This window comes from Bacillus sp. SIMBA_008, assembly GCF_046535495.1.
Classification (GTDB): Bacteria; Bacillota; Bacilli; order Bacillales; family Bacillaceae; genus Bacillus; species Bacillus subtilis.
Window position 1 is genome coordinate 78,214 of sequence record NZ_JAWRWL010000004.1, and the last position, 20,775, is coordinate 98,988.

The window sequence follows — 20,775 nt, forward strand, 5'->3', positions numbered from 1 at the left end:
GAGGCCGTATACACAAATAACAGGAGGTTATGTTGATGAGCCGTATCAGAAAAGCACCCGCTGGAATTTTAGGTTTTCCGGTTGCTCCTTTTAACACACAAGGAAAACTGGAGGAAGAAGCTCTTTTTCAAAACATTGAGTTTTTGCTGAATGAGGGCTTGGAAGCGATATTTATCGCTTGCGGGTCTGGTGAATTCCAATCTCTCAGCCAGAAGGAATATGAGCAAATGGTGGAAGTCGCAGTCTCGGCAGCCGGAGGAAAGGTGCCGGTCTACACGGGGGTGGGCGGCAACCTCAGCACAGCGCTTGATTGGGCGCAGCTGTCGGAGAAAAAAGGCGCCGACGGCTACTTGATTCTGCCTCCGTATTTGGTGCATGGCGAACAGGAGGGGCTGTACCAGTATGCGAAAACGATTATTGAAAGCACTGACTTGAACGCGATTCTTTATCAGCGCGATAACGCAGTTCTCTCTGTTGAACAGATCAAACGTCTGACCGAATGTGAACAGCTTGTCGGTGTCAAAGACGGGGTAGGAAATATGGATTTGAATATCAATCTCGTCTATACGATCGGCGACCGCTTGGGATGGCTCAACGGAATGCCGATGGCTGAAGTGACGATGCCGGCTTATCTGCCGATCGGGTTCCACTCTTACTCTTCAGCGATTTCAAATTATATCCCGCATATTTCGCGAATGTTCTATGATGCATTGAAAAACGGAAATGACGAGCTTGTGAAGGAACTCTATCGGCATGTGATTCTGCCGATCAACGACATTCGCAAACAACGAAAAGGCTACGCCGTATCCTTGATTAAAGCCGGTATGGAAATCATGGGTTTGAATGTAAGGAATACAGCCAGACCGCCTGTCGGCCCGGTTGAAAAAGATCATTATCAGCAATTGGAAGCAATTTTGAAGCAGGCGGCTGACCGTTTTCCGAAAAAAGCCGCGACGGTTTGACCAGAAAAAACACGAAAGGGGCAATGGGCATGTCTGTGATCACGGAACAAAACACGTACCTCAACTTTATTAACGGAGAGTGGGTTAAGTCTCAATCAGGCGATATGGTCAAAGTCGAAAACCCTGCCGATGTGAATGATATTGTCGGATATGTACAGAATTCAACGGCTGAAGATGTGGAACGTGCCGTCACCGCCGCCAATGAAGCCAAAACGGCTTGGAGAAAGCTGACGGGTGCCGAGCGCGGCCAATACTTATACAAAACAGCGGATATCATGGAGCAGCGCTTGGAGGAAATCGCCGCCTGTGCAACGCGTGAAATGGGTAAAACATTGCCGGAAGCGAAGGGAGAAACAGCCCGGGGGATTGCCATTCTGCGCTATTACGCCGGAGAGGGCATGCGAAAAACGGGTGACGTCATTCCGTCTACTGACAAAGACGCGCTCATGTTTACCACCCGTGTTCCGCTCGGTGTGGTCGGTGTGATTTCTCCGTGGAACTTCCCAGTGGCGATTCCGATTTGGAAAATGGCGCCGGCATTGGTATACGGCAATACCGTTGTCATCAAACCGGCGACAGAAACAGCTGTGACATGCGCGAAGATCATTGCCTGCTTTGAGGAAGCGGGGCTCCCGGCAGGGGTCATCAATTTGGTGACAGGCCCGGGTTCTGTTGTCGGGCAGGGGCTTGCTGAGCATGACGGTGTAAACGCCGTTACGTTTACCGGTTCAAATCAAGTCGGAAAAATCATCGGGCAAGCCGCTTTAGCGAGGGGAGCCAAATATCAGCTTGAGATGGGCGGCAAAAACCCTGTCATCGTAGCTGATGACGCTGACCTTGAAGCTGCGGCAGAAGCTGTCATAACGGGGGCCTTCCGTTCAACCGGCCAGAAATGCACCGCGACAAGCCGTGTCATCGTACAAAGCGGAATTTACGAGCGCTTTAAAGAAAAACTGCTCCAGCGCACAAAAGATATTACAATCGGAGACAGCTTAAAAGAGGATGTCTGGATGGGACCGATAGCCAGCAAGAATCAGCTTGATAACTGCCTGTCATACATTGAGAAAGGCAAACAGGAGGGCGCTTCCCTTTTAATAGGAGGAGAAAAGCTGGAGAACGGAAAGTATCAAAACGGCTATTATGTTCAGCCTGCCATCTTTGACAATGTGACATCTGAGATGACAATTGCCCAGGAGGAAATTTTCGGTCCGGTGATCGCCTTGATCAAGGTGGACTCGATAGAGGAGGCGCTGAACATCGCCAATGATGTGAAGTTCGGTTTAAGTGCATCCATCTTCACGGAAAACATCGGCCGAATGCTTTCTTTCATTGATGAAATCGATGCCGGGCTGGTTCGGATCAATGCAGAAAGCGCAGGTGTTGAGCTGCAGGCGCCTTTTGGCGGCATGAAGCAGTCGAGCTCCCACTCCCGAGAACAGGGTGAGGCAGCGAAGGACTTTTTCACAGCGATCAAAACTGTTTTTGTGAAGCCGTAATGGTGCTGGAAAGAGGCGTGCGTCTCTTTCCCGGTTTATCACAACCAGCATATGATTCTCTACTTTGAAAAGGAGAAGATACTATGAAAAAAGACTTTGCGAGTGTTACTCCGGCGGGCAAAAAAACGTCCGTGCGCTGGTTCATCGTGTTTATGCTGTTTCTTGTGACCTCTATTAACTACGCGGATCGAGCGACGCTTTCCATCACCGGAGATTCCGTCCAGCACGATTTGGGATTGGACTCGGTCGCCATGGGATATGTCTTTTCTGCCTTTGGCTGGGCCTATGTCATCGGACAGCTTCCGGGCGGCTGGCTGCTGGACCGTTTTGGTTCAAAGACTATCATTGCGTTAAGCATCTTTTTCTGGTCGTTTTTTACGTTGCTGCAAGGGGCGATTGGCTTTTTCTCCGCCGGCACAGCGATTATCCTGCTGTTTGCACTGCGTTTTCTGGTTGGTTTATCAGAAGCGCCTTCATTTCCCGGAAACGGCAGAGTTGTTGCCTCATGGTTTCCAAGCTCCGAGCGCGGGACAGCTTCAGCCTTTTTTAATTCAGCACAATACTTCGCAATCGTCATTTTTTCTCCTTTAATGGGCTGGCTTACCCACTCTTTCGGCTGGCATTCCGTCTTCGTTGTTATGGGTATTGCAGGCATTCTTCTGGCTGTCATCTGGCTAAAAACGGTGTATGAACCGAAAAAACATCCGAAGGTTAATGAAGCTGAGCTTGCGTACATCGAACAGGGCGGCGGGCTGATTTCCATGGATGACAGTAAAAGCAAACAAGAAACAGAATCGAAATGGCCGTATATCAAACAGCTGTTAACGAACCGCATGCTGATTGGCGTGTACATCGCGCAATACTGTATTACGACTCTCACCTATTTCTTTCTCACATGGTTTCCGGTATATTTGGTTCAGGCCCGCGGCATGTCTATTCTTGAAGCTGGGTTTGTCGCTTCCCTGCCGGCGCTGTGCGGATTTGCCGGCGGCGTCCTTGGGGGCATTGTGTCAGACATCTTACTCAAAAAAGGCCGTTCACTGACCTTTGCAAGAAAAGTGCCAATCATTGCCGGCATGCTGCTGTCTTGCAGTATGATTGTCTGTAACTACACAGATTCAGCATGGCTCGTCGTTGTCATTATGTCGCTCGCGTTTTTCGGAAAAGGCTTCGGCGCATTGGGTTGGGCTGTCGTGTCGGACACGTCTCCGAAAGAATGTGCAGGATTAAGCGGCGGTTTGTTCAACACTTTCGGGAATATTGCCTCAATTACAACACCGATTATTATCGGATACATTGTCAATGCCACTGGATCTTTCAATGGCGCGCTTGTGTTTGTCGGCGCTAACGCGATTGCGGCGATCCTCAGCTATTTGCTGCTGGTCGGGCCGATCAAACGGGTCGTGTTAAAGAAACAAGAACAAGACCCCGATCAATCGTTGCCTGTCTAATATTTATGAAAGCGCTTTATAAAGGGAGGAAAATGCATGAGTTCACCGATACAAGAGCAGGTTCAAAAAGAAAAAAGATCGAATATTCCCTCAATTTCTGAAATGAAGGTGATTCCTGTTGCGGGACATGACAGCATGCTGCTGAATCTAAGCGGAGCACACAGCCCGTTTTTTACCCGGAATATCGTAATCTTAACAGACAGCAGCGGAAATCAGGGAGTCGGCGAGGTGCCTGGCGGAGAGCATATTCGCCGCACACTGGAGCTGTCAGAGCCGCTTGTTGTCGGAAAATCTATCGGTGCGTACCAGGCGATATTGCAAACGGTCAGAAAGCAGTTTGGCGATCAGGACAGGGGAGGGCGAGGAAACCAGACGTTTGATTTGCGCACCACTGTGCACGCCGTCACCGCACTGGAAGCGGCTTTGTTGGATTTGCTTGGAAAGTTTCTTCAGGAACCGGTCGCGGCTTTGCTGGGCGAAGGGAAGCAGCGTGATGAAGTAAAAATGCTCGGTTACCTCTTTTACATCGGCGACCGAAATCGGACGACCTTGCCGTATCAAAGCGATGAGCAGTCAGATTGTGCGTGGTTCCGTCTGCGCCATGAGGAAGCGCTGACGCCGGAGGCCATTGTGCGTCTTGCCGAATCCGCACAGGAGCGCTATGGCTTTCAGGATTTCAAATTGAAAGGCGGGGTGCTGCGGGGAGAAGAGGAAATCGAAGCTGTTACCGCATTATCGAAACGTTTTCCAGAGGCAAGGATCACTCTTGATCCGAACGGGGCATGGTCATTAGAGGAAGCTATTGCATTATGCAAAGGAAAGCAAGATGTGCTCGCGTATGCGGAAGATCCATGCGGGGATGAGAATGGCTACTCCGCTCGTGAAGTAATGGCTGAATTCCGCCGCGCGACAGGGCTTCCGACTGCGACAAATATGATTGCGACTGACTGGCGGGAAATGGGTCACGCGATTCAGCTCCACGCGGTCGATATACCGCTGGCTGATCCGCATTTTTGGACGATGCAAGGGTCGGTGCGGGTTGCGCAAATGTGCCATGATTGGGGTTTGACATGGGGCTCGCACTCCAACAACCACTTTGATATTTCCCTTGCGATGTTTACCCATGTGGCAGCAGCGGCTCCGGGGCGGATCACGGCGATTGATACCCATTGGATCTGGCAGGACGGGCAGCGATTAACGAAACAGCCTTTTGAGATTTCTTCTGGCTGTGTCAAGGTGCCGGATAAGCCTGGACTAGGCGTCGATATTGATATGGAACAAGTGGAAAAAGCGCATGAGATCTATCGGAAAATGAATTTAGGCGCACGGAATGACGCGATCCCAATGCAGTTCCTGATCAGCAACTGGGAATTTGACCGGAAGCGCCCGTGTCTTGTGCGATAAGTTTGATTGTAAATATTGTCATATCCGCTATTTTGTCTTACAATTGAACAACTGAAGGGAGAGTTGTTCGTGTACGAAGGTTTAGAGGATTTGAAAGTCGATACAGTCAATCGGAAAACATTAGCCAAGCAGGTCATCGAACGGATTGTCCATTTATTATCGAGCGGACAGTTGAGGGCCGGAGACAAATTGCCGACAGAAATGGAACTGATGGACATTTTGCATGTCAGCAGGCCGGTGCTACGGGAAGCACTCAGTTCACTTGAAACGCTGGGCGTCATTACGAGAAAAACACGAGGGGGCACATATTTCAACGATAAAATCGGCATGCAGCCATTTTCCGTCATGCTTGCTTTGGCCACTGATAATCTTCCGGCTATCATTGAAGCGCGGATGGCGCTAGAACTCGGGCTCGTGACAATTGCCGCGGAAAAAATCAATGAGGAAGAGCTTCAGCGTTTGCAGAAGACGATCGACGATATTGCCAACAGCACTGACAATCATTATGGTGAAGCGGATAAAGAGTTCCATCGAATTATTGCGTTAAGCGCCAATAACCCCGTCGTTGAAGGGATGATTCAGTCCCTGCTGATCACCCATGCGAAAATTGACAGCCAAATTCCGTACAGGGAGAGAGATGTAACGGTCGAATATCACAAAAAAATCTACGACGCCCTTGCCAAAAGAGATCCGTACAAAGCACATTACCACATGTATGAGCATCTGAAATTTGTCCGTGACAAAATTCTAAAAGGAATGGATGAAAAATAATGGTGAGCAACCGCAGTTGAAACGTAAGAGCTGCGGTTTTTTTAAACCAATTTAGAAAACGCTTACTAAAATATGAGGAGTGATTTTCATATGGCGATGAACCTCAGGAAGAACCAAGCCCCCCTTTACATCAAAGTGCATGAAATAGATAACACCGCGATTATTGTAAATGATGGAGGGCTGCCAAAGGGCACTGTTTTCTCATGCGGGCTCGTACTTGAAGAGGATGTTCCTCAAGGCCATAAGGTGGCCCTCACCGATCTCAATCAAGGGGACGAGATCGTGCGTTACGGAGAGGTGATCGGATTTGCTGATGAGACGATCAAACGCGGGAGCTGGATACGGGAAGCCCTCGTGAGAATGCCCGCTCCTCCGGCGTTAGACGATCTTCCTCTCGCAAACAGGGTGCCGCAGCCGCGGCCGTCTCTTGAAGGCTATACGTTTGAAGGATATCGAAATGCGGATGGCAGTGCGGGGACAAAAAATATTCTCGGCATCACGACAAGTGTTCAATGTGTTGTTGGCGTTTTGGATTATGCAGTCAAACGAATAAAAGAAGAGCTGCTGCCGAAATACCCAAATGTCGATGACGTTGTGCCGCTGCATCATCAATACGGATGCGGCGTGGCGATCAATGCGCCCGACGCTGTCATTCCGATCCGCACGATTCAAAATCTTGCGAAGCATCCGAACTTCGGCGGAGAAGTAATGGTCATCGGATTGGGATGTGAAAAGCTCCTCCCGGAAAGAATTGCCTCCGAAAATGATGATGACATTCTATCGCTCCAGGATCACCGAGGTTTTGCGGCGATGATCCAATCCATTTTGGAAATGGCGGAGGAACGGTTAATCAGGCTGAACAGCAGAACCCGGGTGTCATGCCCTGTTTCGGATCTGGTAATCGGCCTGCAATGCGGCGGCAGTGATGCGTTTTCCGGCGTGACGGCGAACCCTGCCGTGGGGTATGCGGCTGATTTATTGGTTCGCGCAGGTGCAACGGTTTTGTTTTCTGAAGTGACAGAGGTGCGGGATGCCATTCATTTATTAACGCCGCGGACTGTCAGTGAAGAGGTCGGACAATCGCTGATCAAAGAGATGAAGTGGTATGACAGCTATCTTCGGCGGGGAGACGCAGACCGTAGCGCAAACCCGTCACCAGGCAATAAAAAAGGCGGATTATCCAATGTGGTGGAAAAAGCGTTAGGTTCGGTAGCGAAATCAGGCACAAGCCCCATCTCCGGCGTGCTCGGCCCTGGTGAAAGAGCAAAGCAAAAAGGCCTGCTGTTCGCGGCGACACCGGCAAGCGATTTTGTGTGCGGCACCCTGCAGCTGGCTGCGGGCATGAATCTGCAGGTGTTTACGACAGGAAGGGGAACACCATACGGCCTGGCTGCTGCGCCGGTGCTGAAAGTATCGACGCGGCATTCCTTATCAGAGCATTGGGCTGATTTAATCGATATCAATGCCGGCCAAATCGCGACAGGAGAGGCCAGTATCGAAGACGTAGGCTGGGAAATCTTCAGAACGATTTTGGATGTGGCAAGCGGCCGAAAACAAACGTGGGCAGACCGTTGGGGCCTTCATAATGATTTGTGCTTGTTTAATCCTGCTCCAGTGACTTGATTCATTTTTTTATAGCGATTAGATGGAATATGATGTAAAATACAATTAACGTATAGGAAACGGAGGGGTTACAGCATGGCATTCATTAGATTCCGAGTGACACGAATTCAATAGTGAGCAACTCTCGCCTGAATGCGGGAGAATCGGGATGAATCCGCCTATGTATGAGCCCTTATATGGTTATTAAAAAAGAGGGTGGCGATGCCTGCCTTCTTTTTTCTGCCCCCAAACATCCCCTCTCTCTCCTTCAGGGCGGAGCATGAGAAAGGGGAAATGGGATGACAAACCTTACCGAAAAACAGATGATCACGGAGATTGTCGGGCTTGCACGCAGCCAAGGTTTGACGGTTCATTCTGAGAACGCGCAATTGAATGAAACCGGAATGGACTTTCAAGTTGTATTTGCCAAGGACGACACAGGTATGCCATGGGTGCTGCGAAAACCGCGGCGAAGTGATGTTGTGGAAAGAGCATCTGCAGAAGGCATAACGCTTGCCTTTCTCCGCGCGAATCTGACTGCTGATGTGCCGGATTGGAGAATTCATACACCGGAATTGATCGCTTACCCCATGTTAAAAGGAACGCCGGCTGCTGGAATTGACTTGGAACAAAAGCAATATGTATGGAATATGGATCATCAGCCGCCGTCAGACGACTTTGTCCGCACACTTGCCGACATACTGGCTAAATTACATGGCACGGATCAAATATCTGCTGGGCAATCCGGAATAGAAGTGATAAGGCCAGAAGATTTCAGGCAAATGACAGCAGACTCTATGGTTGATGTGAAGAATAAGCTTGGTGTATCTACGACGCTTTGGGAAAGATGGCAAAAGTGGATAGATGATGATGCATACTGGCCTTGTTTTTCTGCACTGATACACGGCGATCTCCACCCGCCGCATATTCTTATCGACCAAAATGAACGTGTCACAGGACTTCTGGATTGGACAGAAGCGAAGGTTGCCGATCCAGCCAAGGATTTTGTTCTTTATCAAACCATTTTCGGGGAAAAAGAAACTGCCCGTTTACTTGAATACTATGATCAAGCAGGCGGCCGGATATGGGCAAAAATGCAGGAACACATTTCAGAGATGCAGGCGGCGTATCCGGTGGAAATCGCCAAGCTAGCTCTGCAAACACAGCAGGAGGAACACATCAATATGGCGCTGGAAGCACTTGGTGTAACATCGGATTAAGAATTGACTTCGTTTCATGAACCGAGTATTATAAACTCTACAAATAATAGAACGGATTAACAATCGTGAGGAAGAGCAAGTACGCATCAGAATGGAGGTTCAGAGAGTCGGTGGCAGGTGTGAACCGATCCTCCCCTGATGCCGAATGGGCTTCTGAATTGCTTTGCTGAACGGATAGTAGGCGATGCCGGGTTTCTCTCCCCGTTACCAAGAGAGGAGTATCGAAACATAGGTTTTCTGTACTTAGAGTGAACGGCTGTATAGCTGTTAATAAAGGTGGTACCGCGAGACCCTCGTCCTTTTCATAGGACGGGGGTTTTTTGTGTTTCTTAAAGGAGGTGACGGCCAATGGACGATGGCTGGTGGTGGCATAGCAGATGAGTTAGAAAGGAGGATATCAAATGGTCATTGCAACTGATGATCTTGAGGTCGCATGTCCTAAATGTGAAAGAGCGGGAGAAATCGAAGGAACACCTTGCCCGGCCTGCAGCGGAAAAGGTGTTATTCTGACTGCTCAAGGATATACGCTTCTGGATTTTATCCAAAAGCATTTGAATAAGTAAAGGATAAAAGCTGAGCTGAGATGAGAGCAGAAGAGCAGAGTAAGATTCGTGAGGCCGCAGCAGGTACGATTTTTTTGCTGATCGGAACAGTTTGTTTTGCGTCTAAATCGATTTGGATAAAATGGGCATACCAAATGGGTGCTGAGCCAGATGCCGTGCTGCTATACAGGCAGCTGCTGGCTGTTCCGCTGTTTTGGCTGATTTTTTTAATATACCGACCTCCAATGCCAGACGGTAAGAAAAAAGGAGACCTATGGAAGGCTTGTGGCGCGGGAGTGTTTTGTTTTTTTCTGTCTCCCTTGCTTGATTTTATCGGGCTGAACCATGTATCCGCAATGGTTGAACGTATATTGCTGATGAGCTATCCGTTGTTTGTGTTTGGATTCACCGCGTGTCGTGACCGGAAAATGTCCTCAATTCAGGACCTTTTCGCAGTTCTGGCGGTCATGTTTGGGCTTTTCTTGGCGCTGGGCGGCTGGAATGCTGAACTTTTCCAGGCGAATATGATTGGAGCTGTATTCATTTTGTTATCTTCGGCGGTCTATGCTGGTTATCTTGTCCTTTCCGGGCATCTCGTCCATCAAATCGGAGGGATCCGTCTCAATGCATATGGGATGACAGCTGCTGGAGCTGCCATGATGCTTTACACAGGGATCAAATCGGCGGCTGGCATGAATACGCCAATGGCAGCATATCCGCTTTCTATGTATGGTTTGTTCGCGGTAATTGCAGTCGTTACCACAGTGATTCCATTTGTGCTAATGCTTGAGGGCATAAAACGAATCGGGGCACAGCGAGCCGCCGCCATTTCAATGGCAGGGCCTATCCTGACGATTTTCTATGGAGCTTTATTTTTCGGTGAACGACTCGGGCTCATTCAAGTCATTGGATGCGCTGCCGTATTCTTTGTCATTACGGGCATGGAATACAGGAAGCTGAAAATAGGAAAAAAAGAATAATTTTTATAAAACACACACGTTTTTCAATTACAATAAGTGTAATTACGTGTGTGTTTTTTGATTTTGTAAAGGTTAGGTGAGAAGATGCAGCGCATATTGCTTGTAGAAGACGACCACTCAATCAGTGAAATGGTGGATCATTATTTAACAAAAGAAGGCTTTGGAATTGTGCATGCTTTCGACGGAGAAGAGGGCATCCGGCTGTTTCAGCAGGGTTCATACGATTTGGTCCTCCTTGATATCATGCTCCCGAAGCTGAACGGCATGGATTTTCTGAAAATCATCCGGGAAAAAAGCAACGTTCCGGTCTTAATGATTTCGGCAAAAGATGGAGATGTGGACAAGGCATTGGGACTGGGCTTTGGGGCGGATGATTATATCGCCAAACCGTTTTCGATGATTGAGCTGACAGCCAGAGTAAAAGCCGCGATACGGCGGGCGACGCAATATTCGGCAGAGGAGCCGGCTGTGAATAAGGTGATCCGGATTCACCAGCTTGCGATAGATATAGACAATGTTTCCGTTTTGAAAAACGGAGAGCCGCTCCAGCTGACGTCAACAGAATGGCAGCTGCTGTGCTTATTTGCATCAAATCCTAAAAAAGTGTTTACGAAAGAACAAATCTACCGTTCCGTTTGGAATGAAGAGTACTTTGATGATCAGAACATCATTAACGTACATATGCGGCGGCTCAGAGAAAAGATTGAGGATGACCCCTCCTCCCCTCAATATATTAAAACGTTATGGGGCATCGGTTATAAATTAGGAGAGTTTTAGAATGACAGTGCTATGGGTGGCCGCTGTCATCGCTCTGGCGTGTCTGAATGTGATTCAATTCATAATGAAAAAGAAGCGGGACGGGAATCTGGCTTACACGGCTGACCAGCTTAGCTACATGCTCAGCCGGGATTCGGCAGGACAAATTTTGCTTCCTACAGACGATCATGCGCTCAAAAGCTTGCTTGTTAATATCAATCTTATCGTTGAGAATCGTCAGCAGATCAGCGCCCAATTTGCCAAAACAGAGCAATCCATGAAGCGGATGCTGACCAATATGTCGCACGACCTGAAAACGCCGTTAACGGTCATTCTCGGTTATATCGAAGCCATTCAAAGTGACCCGAACATGCCGGAAGAAGAGCGGGAAAGATTGTTGGGGAAGCTCCGCCAGAAAACAAATGAACTTATTCAGATGATCAATTCCTTTTTTGATTTAGCGAAATTAGAATCTGAAGATAAAGAGATCCCGATCACCAAAGTACATATGAACGACATATGCAAACGAAATATCCTGCACTATTATGACGCTGTTCAGTCAAAAGGCTTTCAAGCAGCCATCGATATCCCGGATACGCCGGTGTATGCGCAGGCGAATGAAGAGGCACTGGACAGAATCCTGCAAAACCTATTGTCCAATGCGATTCAATATGGCGCGGCTGGCAAGTTAATCGGCATGACGCTGTCTTATGATGAGAGGAACATCGCCATCACCGTATGGGATCGCGGAAAAGGGATTAGTGAAACCGATCAGCAGCGGGTGTTTGAGAGGCTGTACACACTTGAAGAATCCAGAAATAAAGCATTTCAAGGAAGCGGACTGGGTTTAACCATCACAAAACGGCTTACAGAAAAAATGGGAGGCACCATATCCGTCCAAAGCAAGCCGTACGAACGGACTGCATTTACGATCACCTTGAAACGCATGACATATTAATCGTAAGAATTTCTTAAGGTTTGAGAAATAAAAATGACAGGGCTCGCCGCTACAATAGAAAACAGGAAAAGAGAGGGAAGGAGAAACAAAGTTGACTTATATCGTACAAACAAACGGGCTGACCAAAACATATCAGGGCAAAGAGGTCGTATCCAATGTCAGCATGCATATTAAAAAAGGTGAAATCTATGGCTTTCTCGGCCCGAACGGCGCGGGGAAAACAACCATTATGAAAATGCTGACGAGCCTTGTCAAACCGACAAGCGGTGAAATCATCATCCTTGGGAACAAGTTCACCCACACGTCATATGAGGTGCTGGGGAACATCGGCAGCATGATTGAATATCCGATTTTTTATGAAAACCTGACAGCTGAAGAAAATTTAGATCTGCATTGTGAATATATGGGATACCACAATAAAAAAGCCATACAAGAAGTGCTGGATATGGTGAATTTAAAACAAATCGACAAAAAACCCGTCAAAACCTTTTCCCTCGGGATGAAGCAGCGCCTTGGAATTGCGCGTGCCATCCTCACGAAGCCGGACCTGCTTATTCTGGATGAGCCGGTGAATGGTCTTGACCCTCTCGGCATTAAAAAGATCAGGCAATTGTTTCAAGTGCTGAGCAAAGAGTACGGTATGACACTGCTGATCTCAAGCCACCTGCTGGGTGAAATCGAACAAATCGCAGACACAATCGGCGTCATTCGGGACGGCAGGCTGCTTGAAGAGGTATCAATGGAGGATGTCAGGGGCCAGAACACTGAATACATCGAGCTTGTTACATCGAATCAGACAAGGGCCTGCTTTGTGCTGGAGAAAGAGCTGCAATTAACCAACTTTAAAATATTAAATGAGAAAATGATTCGAATTTACGAGGCTGAAGCCTCTCAGGCTGCCATATCCAAAGCATTGATTTTAAATGATGTAGACATTGAATCAATGAACAAAAAGTATACGTCGCTGGAGGATTATTTTATCAAATTGATCAACGGCAATAGCATCAGTGCGTAAAGGAGGAGAGACACGTTGATGAATTTGATCAGAATCGAATTAAGAAAAATGAAAATGGGCTGGTATATCAGAGGTGCCCTCATTGCCAACGTGATCATTATGGGTTTTATGTGGCTGATCAGTTATTCCGAAAAAGCCGATGGCGGGGTTTCGTTCCAAAGTACGGATGAAGCATTCCTCATCATCGGCACCTTCGTCAGAGCGGTATTTATCGTATTTGGCGCTGTGCTGATCGTAAAATTGGTGATTTCGGAATATAAAAACAAAACCATTCTTGTGATGTTCACGTACCCGATCAGCCGTAAAAAGCTGCTCACCGCTAAGCTCATGATCGCGGGCGGACTGACGTTTATCACGATTTTACTTTCAAATATACTCATAGCCGCCGGTTTCTTTTGGCTGAACTCGATCTGCCATTTCATACCGGGAGAGCTTACTTCCGAGATCATTTCTCAACAGGCGGTCAAAATGGCGGTTTTCGCTTTTGGCGCCGCTGGAACCAGTTTAGTTCCCATCTTTTTTGGGATGCGTAGACACTCGGTTCCGGCGACCATCATTTCATCTGTAGTAATTGTGATGCTCATCAGCTCAACAAGTCCGGGCTTCTCGATTTCATCTGTTGTGTATATCCCGTTATCGTTAGCGGCATTCGGATTGTTCTTTTCCTACATGGCGATCAGGAATGCGGACAAGCAGGATGCGTAAACAAAAGCGCCCAATAAGTATAAAAGGCCGATGCTGTCAGCACCGGCCTTTCTATTATGAGTCTGTTCTTGTTTCAAGATAATGCTTCTTGCCAATCTCTTTGCTCATCATATAGAAATGGAAGCAATATTCACCGATTGCCATGACGATCGCGCCGAATAAAGCCGCCAACGCAACTTCACCGCCAGTCATCCCCAGGGAAAGCGGCATGCCCATCAGCCAGATCACAAGAAAGGCCAAGCCAAAATCAGCCAAAGTTGCAATCATATTATTCCATCTCGGCAATACATAAAGATCGCCCAGCAAATAAGAAATAACCCCTAACACAATCGTCATTAGCAGCGTATCACCAAACGTGAAACCAAAGCCCAGACCAAGCACCAGATACAACACAATAATCGTCATAATACCTTTAATCGCGAGCGCTTTCACATGTGTCATTACAATTCCTCCTTTTGTCATTTGATTTGTTATGTATAATTCCTCAAATGTAAAAAGTTAAACCTTATTTCTTTTCGGAGGCGGGTGCAAATCTGCTGGGGAGGGGTCAATGATGTGAATCCAGGAATTGAGGCTGCGGCGCTTCGACAGCGGAAACGTGAAGCTTGTACTGCACCGGACGCTGCTTTGATGCCCAACAGCCCATTATGTTTGCTGTTTTTAGATGAATAAATTTAAAAACTTCTCCTGTCCCTCCGTCATCACTTCTGAAGTAATGAAATATGATGAAAAGAGATCAAGGGGAGGTGACGTGATGGCGGTCGTGAGAGCAACGAGTGCGGATGTCGATTTGATGGCAAGGCTGCTCAGAGCGGAAGCGGAAGGCGAAGGCAAGCAGGGGATGCTGCTTGTCGGCAACGTTGGAATTAATCGGCTGCGGGCGAATTGCTCAGATTTTAAAGGCCTCCGCACCATCAGGCAGATGATTTATCAGCCACACGCGTTTGAGGCTGTGACTCATGGATATTTTTATCAAAGGGCGCGAGATAGCGAGCGTGCCCTTGCACGCCGGTCGATTAATGGTGAAAGGCGCTGGCCTGCAAAATTTAGTTTATGGTATTTCAGGCCGGAGGGGAACTGTCCAGCCCAGTGGTATAACCAGCCGTTTGTGGCCAGATTTAAGTCACACTGCTTTTATCAGCCGACGGCGGAGACGTGTGAAAATGTATATAACACATTTTAGAGACAGGACACCGTTCAAGTTGAACGGTGTTTTTCTTTGAAAAGATGCAATGGAAAATATTCCTGTGAGATAATCGAAGAAAAAAGAGCTGACGGAGATGACAGAATGGCAACAATTGACCTGCAAAAGAAAAGTGTAAAGATCGCACTGGAGAAAAAGCAGTTAACGAAGGTGACGGCTCGTGTTGGACTGGTTCTTGATATTACGGGATCGATGAGACCGCTCTACAAAAACGGGACGGTTCAAAATGTGGTGGAGCGGATTTTGGCAGTGGCTGATCAGTTTGATGATAACGGTTTGCTGGATGTATGGGTGTATGATAATGAATTTTCCCGATTAAAGCCAGTTTCAGAAAAGGATTTTTCGGGCTATGTCGATCGTGAAATTTTAAATAATGACCGCTTGCATAAATTCGGCAGAAATGATGAGCCGCCAGTCATGAAGGACGTGCTGCGCAAATATGTTACGGAGGAACCGAGCTCGTATCCTGCTTTCATTGTTTTTATCAATGACGGGGGCTGTAAAAAGTCAATCAAACCGATAATTGAAGCTTCTTCTGATAAACCGGTGTTCTGGCAGTTTGTCGGCATCGGAAACGGAAACTTTGATTTTCTCAATAAACTGGATACGTTAGGAGGGCGTGTCATTGATAACACGAACTTCCTGCATATCGAAGAGATTGACCGCATTTCTGATGATGAGCTTTATGATGCTCTGCTTGCTGAATTTCCATTTTGGCTGAAAGAAGCGAAGGAAAAAGGAATTGTAAGAGATCAAGAGCCACCTGCTGAAAAGCCGAAAAAGAAGGGCTTTTTCAGCAGATTGTTTTCGAAATAACTGATAAGGCACTGAGTCATTCAGCGAAATGGCTCGGTGTTTTTGTTTTTTTAAGATCATGTGAAGAAAAATAGTCCGAATGGGCGGCTTGCAAACGACAGGATATGCAGAAAACGCGTCATTCAGCCAGCTTTCGGCATGTTTCAGCGGCAGGCTTGTGAGGGAAGACCTGTTTTTAATGTTCAGCGCTTACAATCGGTTCACACTTCTTCACAGTCGTTTAACAATGATTTCCTATAATGGAGACGATCAATGAGAAGAGAGGGGATCTTGAATGGCATACGACAGTCGTTTTGATGAATGGGTACAGAAACTGAAAGAGGAAAGCTTTCAAAACAATACGTTTGACCGCCGTAAATTTATTCAAGGAGCGGGGAAGATTGCAGGACTTTCTCTTGGATTAACGATTGCCCAGTCGGTTGGGGCTTTTGAAGTAAATGCTGCGCCTAAATTCTCAAGCTATCCGTTTACATTAGGGGTAGCGTCAGGTGATCCGCTTTCTGACAGTGTCGTGCTCTGGACGCGCCTGGCACCAGATCCGCTGAACGGCGGAGGAATGCCGAAGCAAGCGGTGCCTGTCAAATGGGAGGTCGCAAAGGATGAGCATTTCCGCAAAATCGTAAGAAAAGGCACTGAAATGGCTAAACCGAGTCTTGCCCATTCCGTTCATGTGGAAGCGGACGGGCTTGAGCCAAACAAAGTGTACTATTATCGTTTCAAAACCGGCCATGAACTAAGCCCTGTCGGAAAAACAAAAACACTGCCTGCCCCTGGCGCCAATGTGCCGCAAATGACCTTTGCATTTGCTTCCTGCCAGCAATATGAGCACGGATATTATACGGCCTACAAGCATATGGCAAAGGAAAAGCTTGATCTTGTCTTCCATCTCGGTGATTACATATATGAATACGGCCCAAATGAATATGTATCAAAAACAGGCAATGTCCGCACGCACAACAGCGCGGAAATCATTACGCTGCAAGACTATCGGAACCGTCACGCTCAATACCGTTCTGACGCCAATCTTAAAGCTGCACATGCGGCATTCCCTTGGGTTGTAACTTGGGATGACCATGAAGTTGAAAACAACTATGCCAATAAAATACCTGAAAAAGGACAGTCGGTTGAAGCATTCGTGCTCCGCCGCGCGGCAGCATACCAGGCATACTATGAACATATGCCGCTCCGCATTTCCTCTTTGCCGAATGGCCCAGATATGCAGCTGTACCGGCACTTTACGTACGGAAACCTGGCGTCCTTCAATGTGCTTGATACCCGCCAGTACAGGGACGACCAAGCCAATAACGACGGCAATAAGCCGCCTTCTGATGAATCGCGCAATCCGAATCGGACCCTGCTTGGAAAAGAACAGGAGCAGTGGCTCTTCAACAATTTGGGCAGCTCGACTGCCCACTGGAATGTGCTGGCGCAGCAGATTTTCTTTGCCAAGTGGAATTTCGGGACAAGCGCAAGCCCGATCTACAGCATGGATTCGTGGGACGGCTATCCGGCTCAGCGCGAACGGGTTATCAATTTCATTAAAAGCAAAAATCTGAATAATGTTGTCGTACTGACAGGTGATGTACATGCAAGCTGGGCATCGAATTTGCATGTCGATTTCGAGAAGACAAGTTCAAAAATATTCGGAGCCGAATTTGTCGGAACCTCGATCACTTCCGGAGGGAACGGAGCGGATAAGCGGGCGGATACGGACCAAATTTTAAAAGAAAACCCGCACATCAAGTTCTTTAACGACTATCGCGGATATGTCCGCTGTACAGTGACGCCTCACCAGTGGAAAGCCGATTATCGGGTGATGCCGTTTGTGACCGAGCCGGGCGCAGCCATTTCCACGAGGGCTTCATTCGTTTACCAGAAAGACCAAACTGGGTTGAGAAAGGTATCATCCACAACAATCCAAGGCGGGGCGAAGCAATCCGATGAGGTCGAAGAGGATCGTTTCTTTGCGCACAACAAAGCCCACGAAAAACAAATGATTAAGAAGCGGGCAAAAATCACGAATTAAGGAGTGGAAATTATGTTTTCAAACATTGGAATACCGGGCTTGATTCTGATCTTCGTCATCGCCCTCATTATTTTTGGCCCTTCCAAGCTGCCGGAAATCGGGCGTGCCGCCGGACGGACACTGCTGGAATTTAAAAGCGCCACAAAATCACTTGTGTCTGGTGATGAAAAAGAAGAGAAATCAGCTGAGCTGACAGCGGTAAAGCAGGACAAAAACGCGGGCTGAATGCTGATGAGGCAGACACCGGGTCTGCCTCTTTTTTTATGAAAGGGAGGGCTTTTTTGAATGGATAAAAAAGAAACCCATCTGATCGGGCATTTAGAAGAGCTTCGCCGCCGGATTATCGTCACCCTTGCGGCATTTTTTCTATTTCTCATCACGGCTTTTTTGTTCGTACAGGACATTTATGACTGGCTGATCAGGGATTTGGATGGAAAGCTGGCTGTGCTTGGGCCGAGTGAAATCCTCTGGGTGTATATGATGCTTTCCGGCATTTGTGCCATTGCGGCTTCTATCCCTGTTGCCGCGTACCAGCTGTGGCGTTTCGTTGCACCGGCGCTGACGAAAACGGAGCGCAAGGTGACGCTCATGTACATACCAGGTTTATTTGCGTTGTTTTTGGCGGGCATCTCCTTCGGATACTTTGTCTTGTTTCCGATCGTGCTCAGCTTTTTGACTCATTTATCCTCCGGCCACTTTGAAACGATGTTTACGGCTGACCGCTACTTTAGGTTTATGGTGAATTTGAGCCTGCCGTTCGGCTTCTTGTTTGAGATGCCCTTGGTGGTGATGTTTTTAACAAGGCTGGGCATCTTAAATCCTTACAGACTGGCCAAAGCGAGAAAGCTATCCTATTTTCTGCTGATTGTCGTGTCCATATTGATTACACCGCCTGATTTTATTTCTGATTTTCTCGTGATGATCCCGCTTCTTGTCCTGTTTGAAGTGAGTGTCACCCTATCGGCGTTTGTCTACAAAAAGAGGATGAGGGAAGAAACAGCGGCGGCCGCTTAGTGCAGCGTACCACCCGGTGACTTCACATCCTCATCATATTGTGCGGCCGTAACAGCGGCGATTCTCAATGCCCGGACAATCGTGTCCAGGCTGAGGCTCGGCGCTGTTTTGTCGATTGTTTGCTGCGGAATGTAAGGAATATGAATAAAACCGCCGCGAATGTGCGGGGATGTCCGGCTAATGTGATCCATTAACCCGTAGAACAAATAGTTGCATACAAAGGTCCCCGCTGTGTAGGAAACCGCAGCTGGAATGCCGTGCTCCTTCATCTTAGCAGTCATTCGTTTCACGGGAAGCCTTGTCCAGTAAGCGGCGGGCCCATCTGGAGAAATCTCTTCATCAATCGGCTGATGTCCTTCGTTATCGGGGATTCGCGCATCTGCAAGGTTGATCGCCATCCGTTCCGGTGTAATCTGCATCCGTCCTCCTGCTTGGCCGACACAAATCACGATATCTGGCTGATGTGTTTGAATGGCTTGGCGCAGAGTGCCCAGAGCGGATCTAAAGACGGTTGGAATTTGTTCCGCTGTAATAATGGCTTCTTCCGTCTCGAAGCCATTAAGCCGTTTCGCCGCTTCCCATGATGGATTGACGGTTTCTTTGTCAAAAGGGTCAAAGCCAGTGATCAGCACTTTTTTTCCCATCTTCTCATCTCCTTTTTCTTTTATTCTATTGTTTATTTATGGGTTTTTCATCAAAATAATGTAAAGGAGTAAATCATAATGGAGCATTTACCGCAGCAGTATCGTCATTTATTCCCAACCTTGCAGACGCATACGATGCTTGCCAGCTGTTCTCAGAGCGCATTGGCAGAGCCTGTATCAAGGGCGATCCAGGATTATCATGATAGCCTGCTGTATATGGGGACGAACTGGAAAGAAGCGATCGAAAAAACAGAGTTTGCGAGAAACGAGTTTGCAAAGCTGATCGGGGCTGAACCGGATGAAGTGGCGATTGTGTCGTCAGTTTCTGATGCGCTGGTTTCTGTAGCATCGTCCTTAACTGCATTTGGAAAGAAGCACGTTGTATATACAGATATGGATTTTCCGGCGGTGCCTCATGTTTGGCAGGCACACTCCGATTATACCGTATCCGTCATTCCATCAATAGACGGTGTGATGCCGCTCGAACAGTATGAAACGCATATTTCGGATGAAACAGTACTGACGTGTGTTCCTCACGTTCATTATCGTGACGGCTATGTTCAGGATATAAAAGCGATTGCCGAGATTTCTCAGAGAAAGGGCTCTTTATTGTTTGTAGATGCTTATCAATCAGCCGGGCATATTCCCATTGATGTGAAGGAATGGGGCGTAGATATGCTGGCAGCAGGCACCCGGAAGTATTTGCTCGGCATACCGGGTGTGGCGTTTCTTTATGTGAGAAAGGAGCTGGCTGACGCACTGAAGCCGAAAGCATCAGCTTGGTTCGGAAGAGAGAGCGGATTTGATGGGGCTTATGCAAAAGACGCGCGCCGTTTTCAAACGGGCACCCCAGCTTTTATCAGCGTATACGCAGCTGCAGCGGCTTTGTCGCTGCTGAATCATATTGGGGTTTCTCATATCGGGGATCATGTCAAAACGATCTGTGCCGATGCAGTTCAATATGCCGCTGAAAAAGGCCTGCAGCTGGCGGCGGCACAAGGTGGGGATCAGCCGGGCATGGTTGCGATCCGGGATGAGCGGGCATCGGAAACGGCGGCGTTGCTGAAGAAGAAAAAAGTGATTTGCGCGCCGCGGGAAAATGTTATCCGTCTCGCTCCCCATTTTTATAATACGAAGGAGGAAATGCGGTACGCGATTGATGAAATCGCGGCGAAAACGATCCACAAGTAAACATAAAAAAAGCCCCTG

General features: G+C 47.9%; 23 protein-coding genes and 1 other annotated feature. Of the genes, 20 read left to right on the plus strand and 3 right to left on the minus strand.

What is annotated here, in order from left to right:
- The first annotated feature begins 35 nt into the window (after positions 1-35).
- The 13 genes from kdgD (at position 36) to SB658_RS14605 (ending at position 13,862) form a co-directional block, all read left to right on the plus strand.
- Entirely contained in the window at positions 36-962 is a 927-nt protein-coding gene (gene kdgD / locus SB658_RS14545; RefSeq protein WP_003246372.1) for a 5-dehydro-4-deoxyglucarate dehydratase, read from the plus strand.
- Between the two features lie 29 nt (positions 963-991).
- Positions 992-2,458, plus strand: coding sequence for an alpha-ketoglutaric semialdehyde dehydrogenase GucD (gene gucD / locus SB658_RS14550; protein WP_003246263.1), 1,467 nt, complete (start codon positions 992-994; stop codon positions 2,456-2,458).
- A gap of 83 nt (positions 2,459-2,541) precedes the next feature.
- Positions 2,542-3,909, plus strand: coding sequence for a glucarate transporter GudP (gene gudP, locus SB658_RS14555; RefSeq protein WP_003234818.1), 1,368 nt, complete (start codon positions 2,542-2,544; stop codon positions 3,907-3,909).
- Between the two features lie 36 nt (positions 3,910-3,945).
- Positions 3,946-5,313 carry a glucarate dehydratase gene (gene gudD, locus SB658_RS14560; RefSeq protein WP_003234816.1) on the plus strand — a complete coding sequence of 456 codons (1,368 nt, stop codon included), beginning with the start codon at positions 3,946-3,948 and terminating at the stop codon, positions 5,311-5,313.
- 69 nt (positions 5,314-5,382) lie between these two features.
- Positions 5,383-6,084: a FadR/GntR family transcriptional regulator gene (locus tag SB658_RS14565; RefSeq protein WP_003246338.1), complete on the plus strand. Its 702-nt coding sequence runs from the start codon at positions 5,383-5,385 to the stop codon at positions 6,082-6,084.
- Positions 6,085-6,174: 90 nt separating this feature from the next.
- Positions 6,175-7,707 (plus strand): galactarate dehydratase, encoded by a 1,533-nt coding sequence (garD, locus tag SB658_RS14570; RefSeq protein WP_144500908.1) that lies wholly within the window; start codon positions 6,175-6,177, stop codon positions 7,705-7,707.
- A 278-nt stretch (positions 7,708-7,985) separates the two neighbouring features.
- The gene (gene mphK, locus SB658_RS14575) at positions 7,986-8,906 is read left to right on the plus strand and encodes a macrolide 2'-phosphotransferase MphK (RefSeq protein ID WP_088467501.1); all 921 of its coding nucleotides are present in this window, start codon (positions 7,986-7,988) and stop codon (positions 8,904-8,906) included.
- 56 nt (positions 8,907-8,962) lie between these two features.
- Positions 8,963-9,210 (plus strand) — a binding site (T-box leader).
- Between the two features lie 97 nt (positions 9,211-9,307).
- Positions 9,308-9,469: an anti-TRAP regulator gene (gene rtpA / locus SB658_RS14580; protein WP_003234807.1), complete on the plus strand. Its 162-nt coding sequence runs from the start codon at positions 9,308-9,310 to the stop codon at positions 9,467-9,469.
- A gap of 20 nt (positions 9,470-9,489) precedes the next feature.
- Entirely contained in the window at positions 9,490-10,428 is a 939-nt protein-coding gene (locus SB658_RS14585) for a DMT family transporter (protein WP_144500909.1), read from the plus strand.
- Between the two features lie 96 nt (positions 10,429-10,524).
- Complete coding sequence (ycbL, locus tag SB658_RS14590; RefSeq protein ID WP_076458515.1) at positions 10,525-11,205, plus strand: two-component system response regulator YcbL; 681 nt, start codon at positions 10,525-10,527, stop codon at positions 11,203-11,205.
- A 1-nt stretch (position 11,206) separates the two neighbouring features.
- Entirely contained in the window at positions 11,207-12,142 is a 936-nt protein-coding gene (gene ycbM, locus SB658_RS14595; protein WP_144500910.1) for a two-component system sensor histidine kinase YcbM, read from the plus strand.
- A gap of 91 nt (positions 12,143-12,233) precedes the next feature.
- Entirely contained in the window at positions 12,234-13,157 is a 924-nt protein-coding gene (locus SB658_RS14600) for an ABC transporter ATP-binding protein (protein ID WP_144500911.1), read from the plus strand.
- A gap of 18 nt (positions 13,158-13,175) precedes the next feature.
- A complete protein-coding gene (locus SB658_RS14605) occupies positions 13,176-13,862 on the plus strand; it encodes an ABC transporter permease (RefSeq protein WP_010886395.1) in 687 nt (228 codons plus the stop codon).
- Here the strand turns inward: SB658_RS14605 and SB658_RS14610 are convergent.
- A complete protein-coding gene (locus SB658_RS14610; RefSeq protein ID WP_119898962.1) occupies positions 13,823-13,957 on the minus strand; it encodes a hypothetical protein in 135 nt (44 codons plus the stop codon). The two genes, SB658_RS14605 and SB658_RS14610, sit on opposite strands and share 40 nt — an antisense overlap.
- Positions 13,917-14,303, minus strand: a complete 387-nt coding sequence (locus SB658_RS14615; protein WP_014478718.1) for a YndM family protein — start codon at positions 14,301-14,303, stop codon at positions 13,917-13,919. Before SB658_RS14615 ends, SB658_RS14610 begins: the two co-directional genes overlap by 41 nt.
- Before the next feature lie 313 nt (positions 14,304-14,616).
- On the opposite strand from SB658_RS14615, the gene cwlJ reads away from it, so the two are divergent.
- The 6 genes from cwlJ (at position 14,617) to tatC (ending at position 18,922) form a co-directional block, all read left to right on the plus strand.
- The gene (gene cwlJ, locus SB658_RS14620) at positions 14,617-15,045 is read left to right on the plus strand and encodes a cell wall hydrolase CwlJ (RefSeq protein ID WP_014662646.1); all 429 of its coding nucleotides are present in this window, start codon (positions 14,617-14,619) and stop codon (positions 15,043-15,045) included.
- Positions 15,046-15,150: 105 nt separating this feature from the next.
- Positions 15,151-15,882 carry a vWA domain-containing protein gene (locus SB658_RS14625; RefSeq protein WP_119900083.1) on the plus strand — a complete coding sequence of 244 codons (732 nt, stop codon included), beginning with the start codon at positions 15,151-15,153 and terminating at the stop codon, positions 15,880-15,882.
- 79 nt (positions 15,883-15,961) lie between these two features.
- Complete coding sequence (locus tag SB658_RS14630) at positions 15,962-16,138, plus strand: hypothetical protein (RefSeq protein ID WP_003234785.1); 177 nt, start codon at positions 15,962-15,964, stop codon at positions 16,136-16,138.
- Between the two features lie 18 nt (positions 16,139-16,156).
- Positions 16,157-17,908 carry an alkaline phosphatase PhoD gene (phoD, locus tag SB658_RS14635; RefSeq protein WP_085186696.1) on the plus strand — a complete coding sequence of 584 codons (1,752 nt, stop codon included), beginning with the start codon at positions 16,157-16,159 and terminating at the stop codon, positions 17,906-17,908.
- Positions 17,909-17,920: 12 nt separating this feature from the next.
- Complete coding sequence (gene tatAD / locus SB658_RS14640; protein WP_003223835.1) at positions 17,921-18,133, plus strand: sec-independent protein translocase protein TatAD; 213 nt, start codon at positions 17,921-17,923, stop codon at positions 18,131-18,133.
- Between the two features lie 60 nt (positions 18,134-18,193).
- Entirely contained in the window at positions 18,194-18,922 is a 729-nt protein-coding gene (tatC, locus tag SB658_RS14645; protein WP_003246495.1) for a twin-arginine translocase subunit TatC, read from the plus strand.
- Here the strand turns inward: tatC and pcp are convergent.
- Positions 18,919-19,566, minus strand: a complete 648-nt coding sequence (gene pcp, locus SB658_RS14650; protein ID WP_144500912.1) for a pyroglutamyl-peptidase I — start codon at positions 19,564-19,566, stop codon at positions 18,919-18,921. The two genes, tatC and pcp, sit on opposite strands and share 4 nt — an antisense overlap.
- A 78-nt stretch (positions 19,567-19,644) precedes the next feature.
- Here pcp and SB658_RS14655 point away from each other — a divergent pair, with 78 nt between their 5' ends.
- Positions 19,645-20,757 carry an aminotransferase class V-fold PLP-dependent enzyme gene (locus SB658_RS14655; protein WP_085186698.1) on the plus strand — a complete coding sequence of 371 codons (1,113 nt, stop codon included), beginning with the start codon at positions 19,645-19,647 and terminating at the stop codon, positions 20,755-20,757.
- The last annotated feature ends 18 nt before the right edge of the window (positions 20,758-20,775 follow it).

What these genes read in the sequence shown, in the direction of transcription:
- kdgD (WP_003246372.1), top strand. Translation starts at nt 36, where the DNA reads ATGAGCCGTATCAGAAAAGCACCCGCTGGAATTTTAGGTTTTCCGGTT.
- gucD (WP_003246263.1), top strand. Translation starts at nt 992, where the DNA reads ATGTCTGTGATCACGGAACAAAACACGTACCTCAACTTTATTAACGGA.
- gudP (WP_003234818.1), top strand. Translation starts at nt 2,542, where the DNA reads ATGAAAAAAGACTTTGCGAGTGTTACTCCGGCGGGCAAAAAAACGTCC.
- gudD (WP_003234816.1), top strand. Translation starts at nt 3,946, where the DNA reads ATGAGTTCACCGATACAAGAGCAGGTTCAAAAAGAAAAAAGATCGAAT.
- garD (WP_144500908.1), top strand. Translation starts at nt 6,175, where the DNA reads ATGGCGATGAACCTCAGGAAGAACCAAGCCCCCCTTTACATCAAAGTG.
- mphK (WP_088467501.1), top strand. Translation starts at nt 7,986, where the DNA reads ATGACAAACCTTACCGAAAAACAGATGATCACGGAGATTGTCGGGCTT.
- rtpA (WP_003234807.1), top strand. Translation starts at nt 9,308, where the DNA reads ATGGTCATTGCAACTGATGATCTTGAGGTCGCATGTCCTAAATGTGAA.
- SB658_RS14585 (WP_144500909.1), top strand. Translation starts at nt 9,490, where the DNA reads ATGAGAGCAGAAGAGCAGAGTAAGATTCGTGAGGCCGCAGCAGGTACG.
- ycbM (WP_144500910.1), top strand. Translation starts at nt 11,207, where the DNA reads ATGACAGTGCTATGGGTGGCCGCTGTCATCGCTCTGGCGTGTCTGAAT.
- SB658_RS14605 (WP_010886395.1), top strand. Translation starts at nt 13,176, where the DNA reads ATGAATTTGATCAGAATCGAATTAAGAAAAATGAAAATGGGCTGGTAT.
- SB658_RS14615 (WP_014478718.1), bottom strand. Translation starts at nt 14,303, where the DNA reads ATGACACATGTGAAAGCGCTCGCGATTAAAGGTATTATGACGATTATT.
- cwlJ (WP_014662646.1), top strand. Translation starts at nt 14,617, where the DNA reads ATGGCGGTCGTGAGAGCAACGAGTGCGGATGTCGATTTGATGGCAAGG.
- SB658_RS14625 (WP_119900083.1), top strand. Translation starts at nt 15,151, where the DNA reads ATGGCAACAATTGACCTGCAAAAGAAAAGTGTAAAGATCGCACTGGAG.
- SB658_RS14630 (WP_003234785.1), top strand. Translation starts at nt 15,962, where the DNA reads ATGGGCGGCTTGCAAACGACAGGATATGCAGAAAACGCGTCATTCAGC.
- phoD (WP_085186696.1), top strand. Translation starts at nt 16,157, where the DNA reads ATGGCATACGACAGTCGTTTTGATGAATGGGTACAGAAACTGAAAGAG.
- tatAD (WP_003223835.1), top strand. Translation starts at nt 17,921, where the DNA reads ATGTTTTCAAACATTGGAATACCGGGCTTGATTCTGATCTTCGTCATC.
- tatC (WP_003246495.1), top strand. Translation starts at nt 18,194, where the DNA reads ATGGATAAAAAAGAAACCCATCTGATCGGGCATTTAGAAGAGCTTCGC.
- pcp (WP_144500912.1), bottom strand. Translation starts at nt 19,566, where the DNA reads ATGGGAAAAAAAGTGCTGATCACTGGCTTTGACCCTTTTGACAAAGAA.
- SB658_RS14655 (WP_085186698.1), top strand. Translation starts at nt 19,645, where the DNA reads ATGGAGCATTTACCGCAGCAGTATCGTCATTTATTCCCAACCTTGCAG.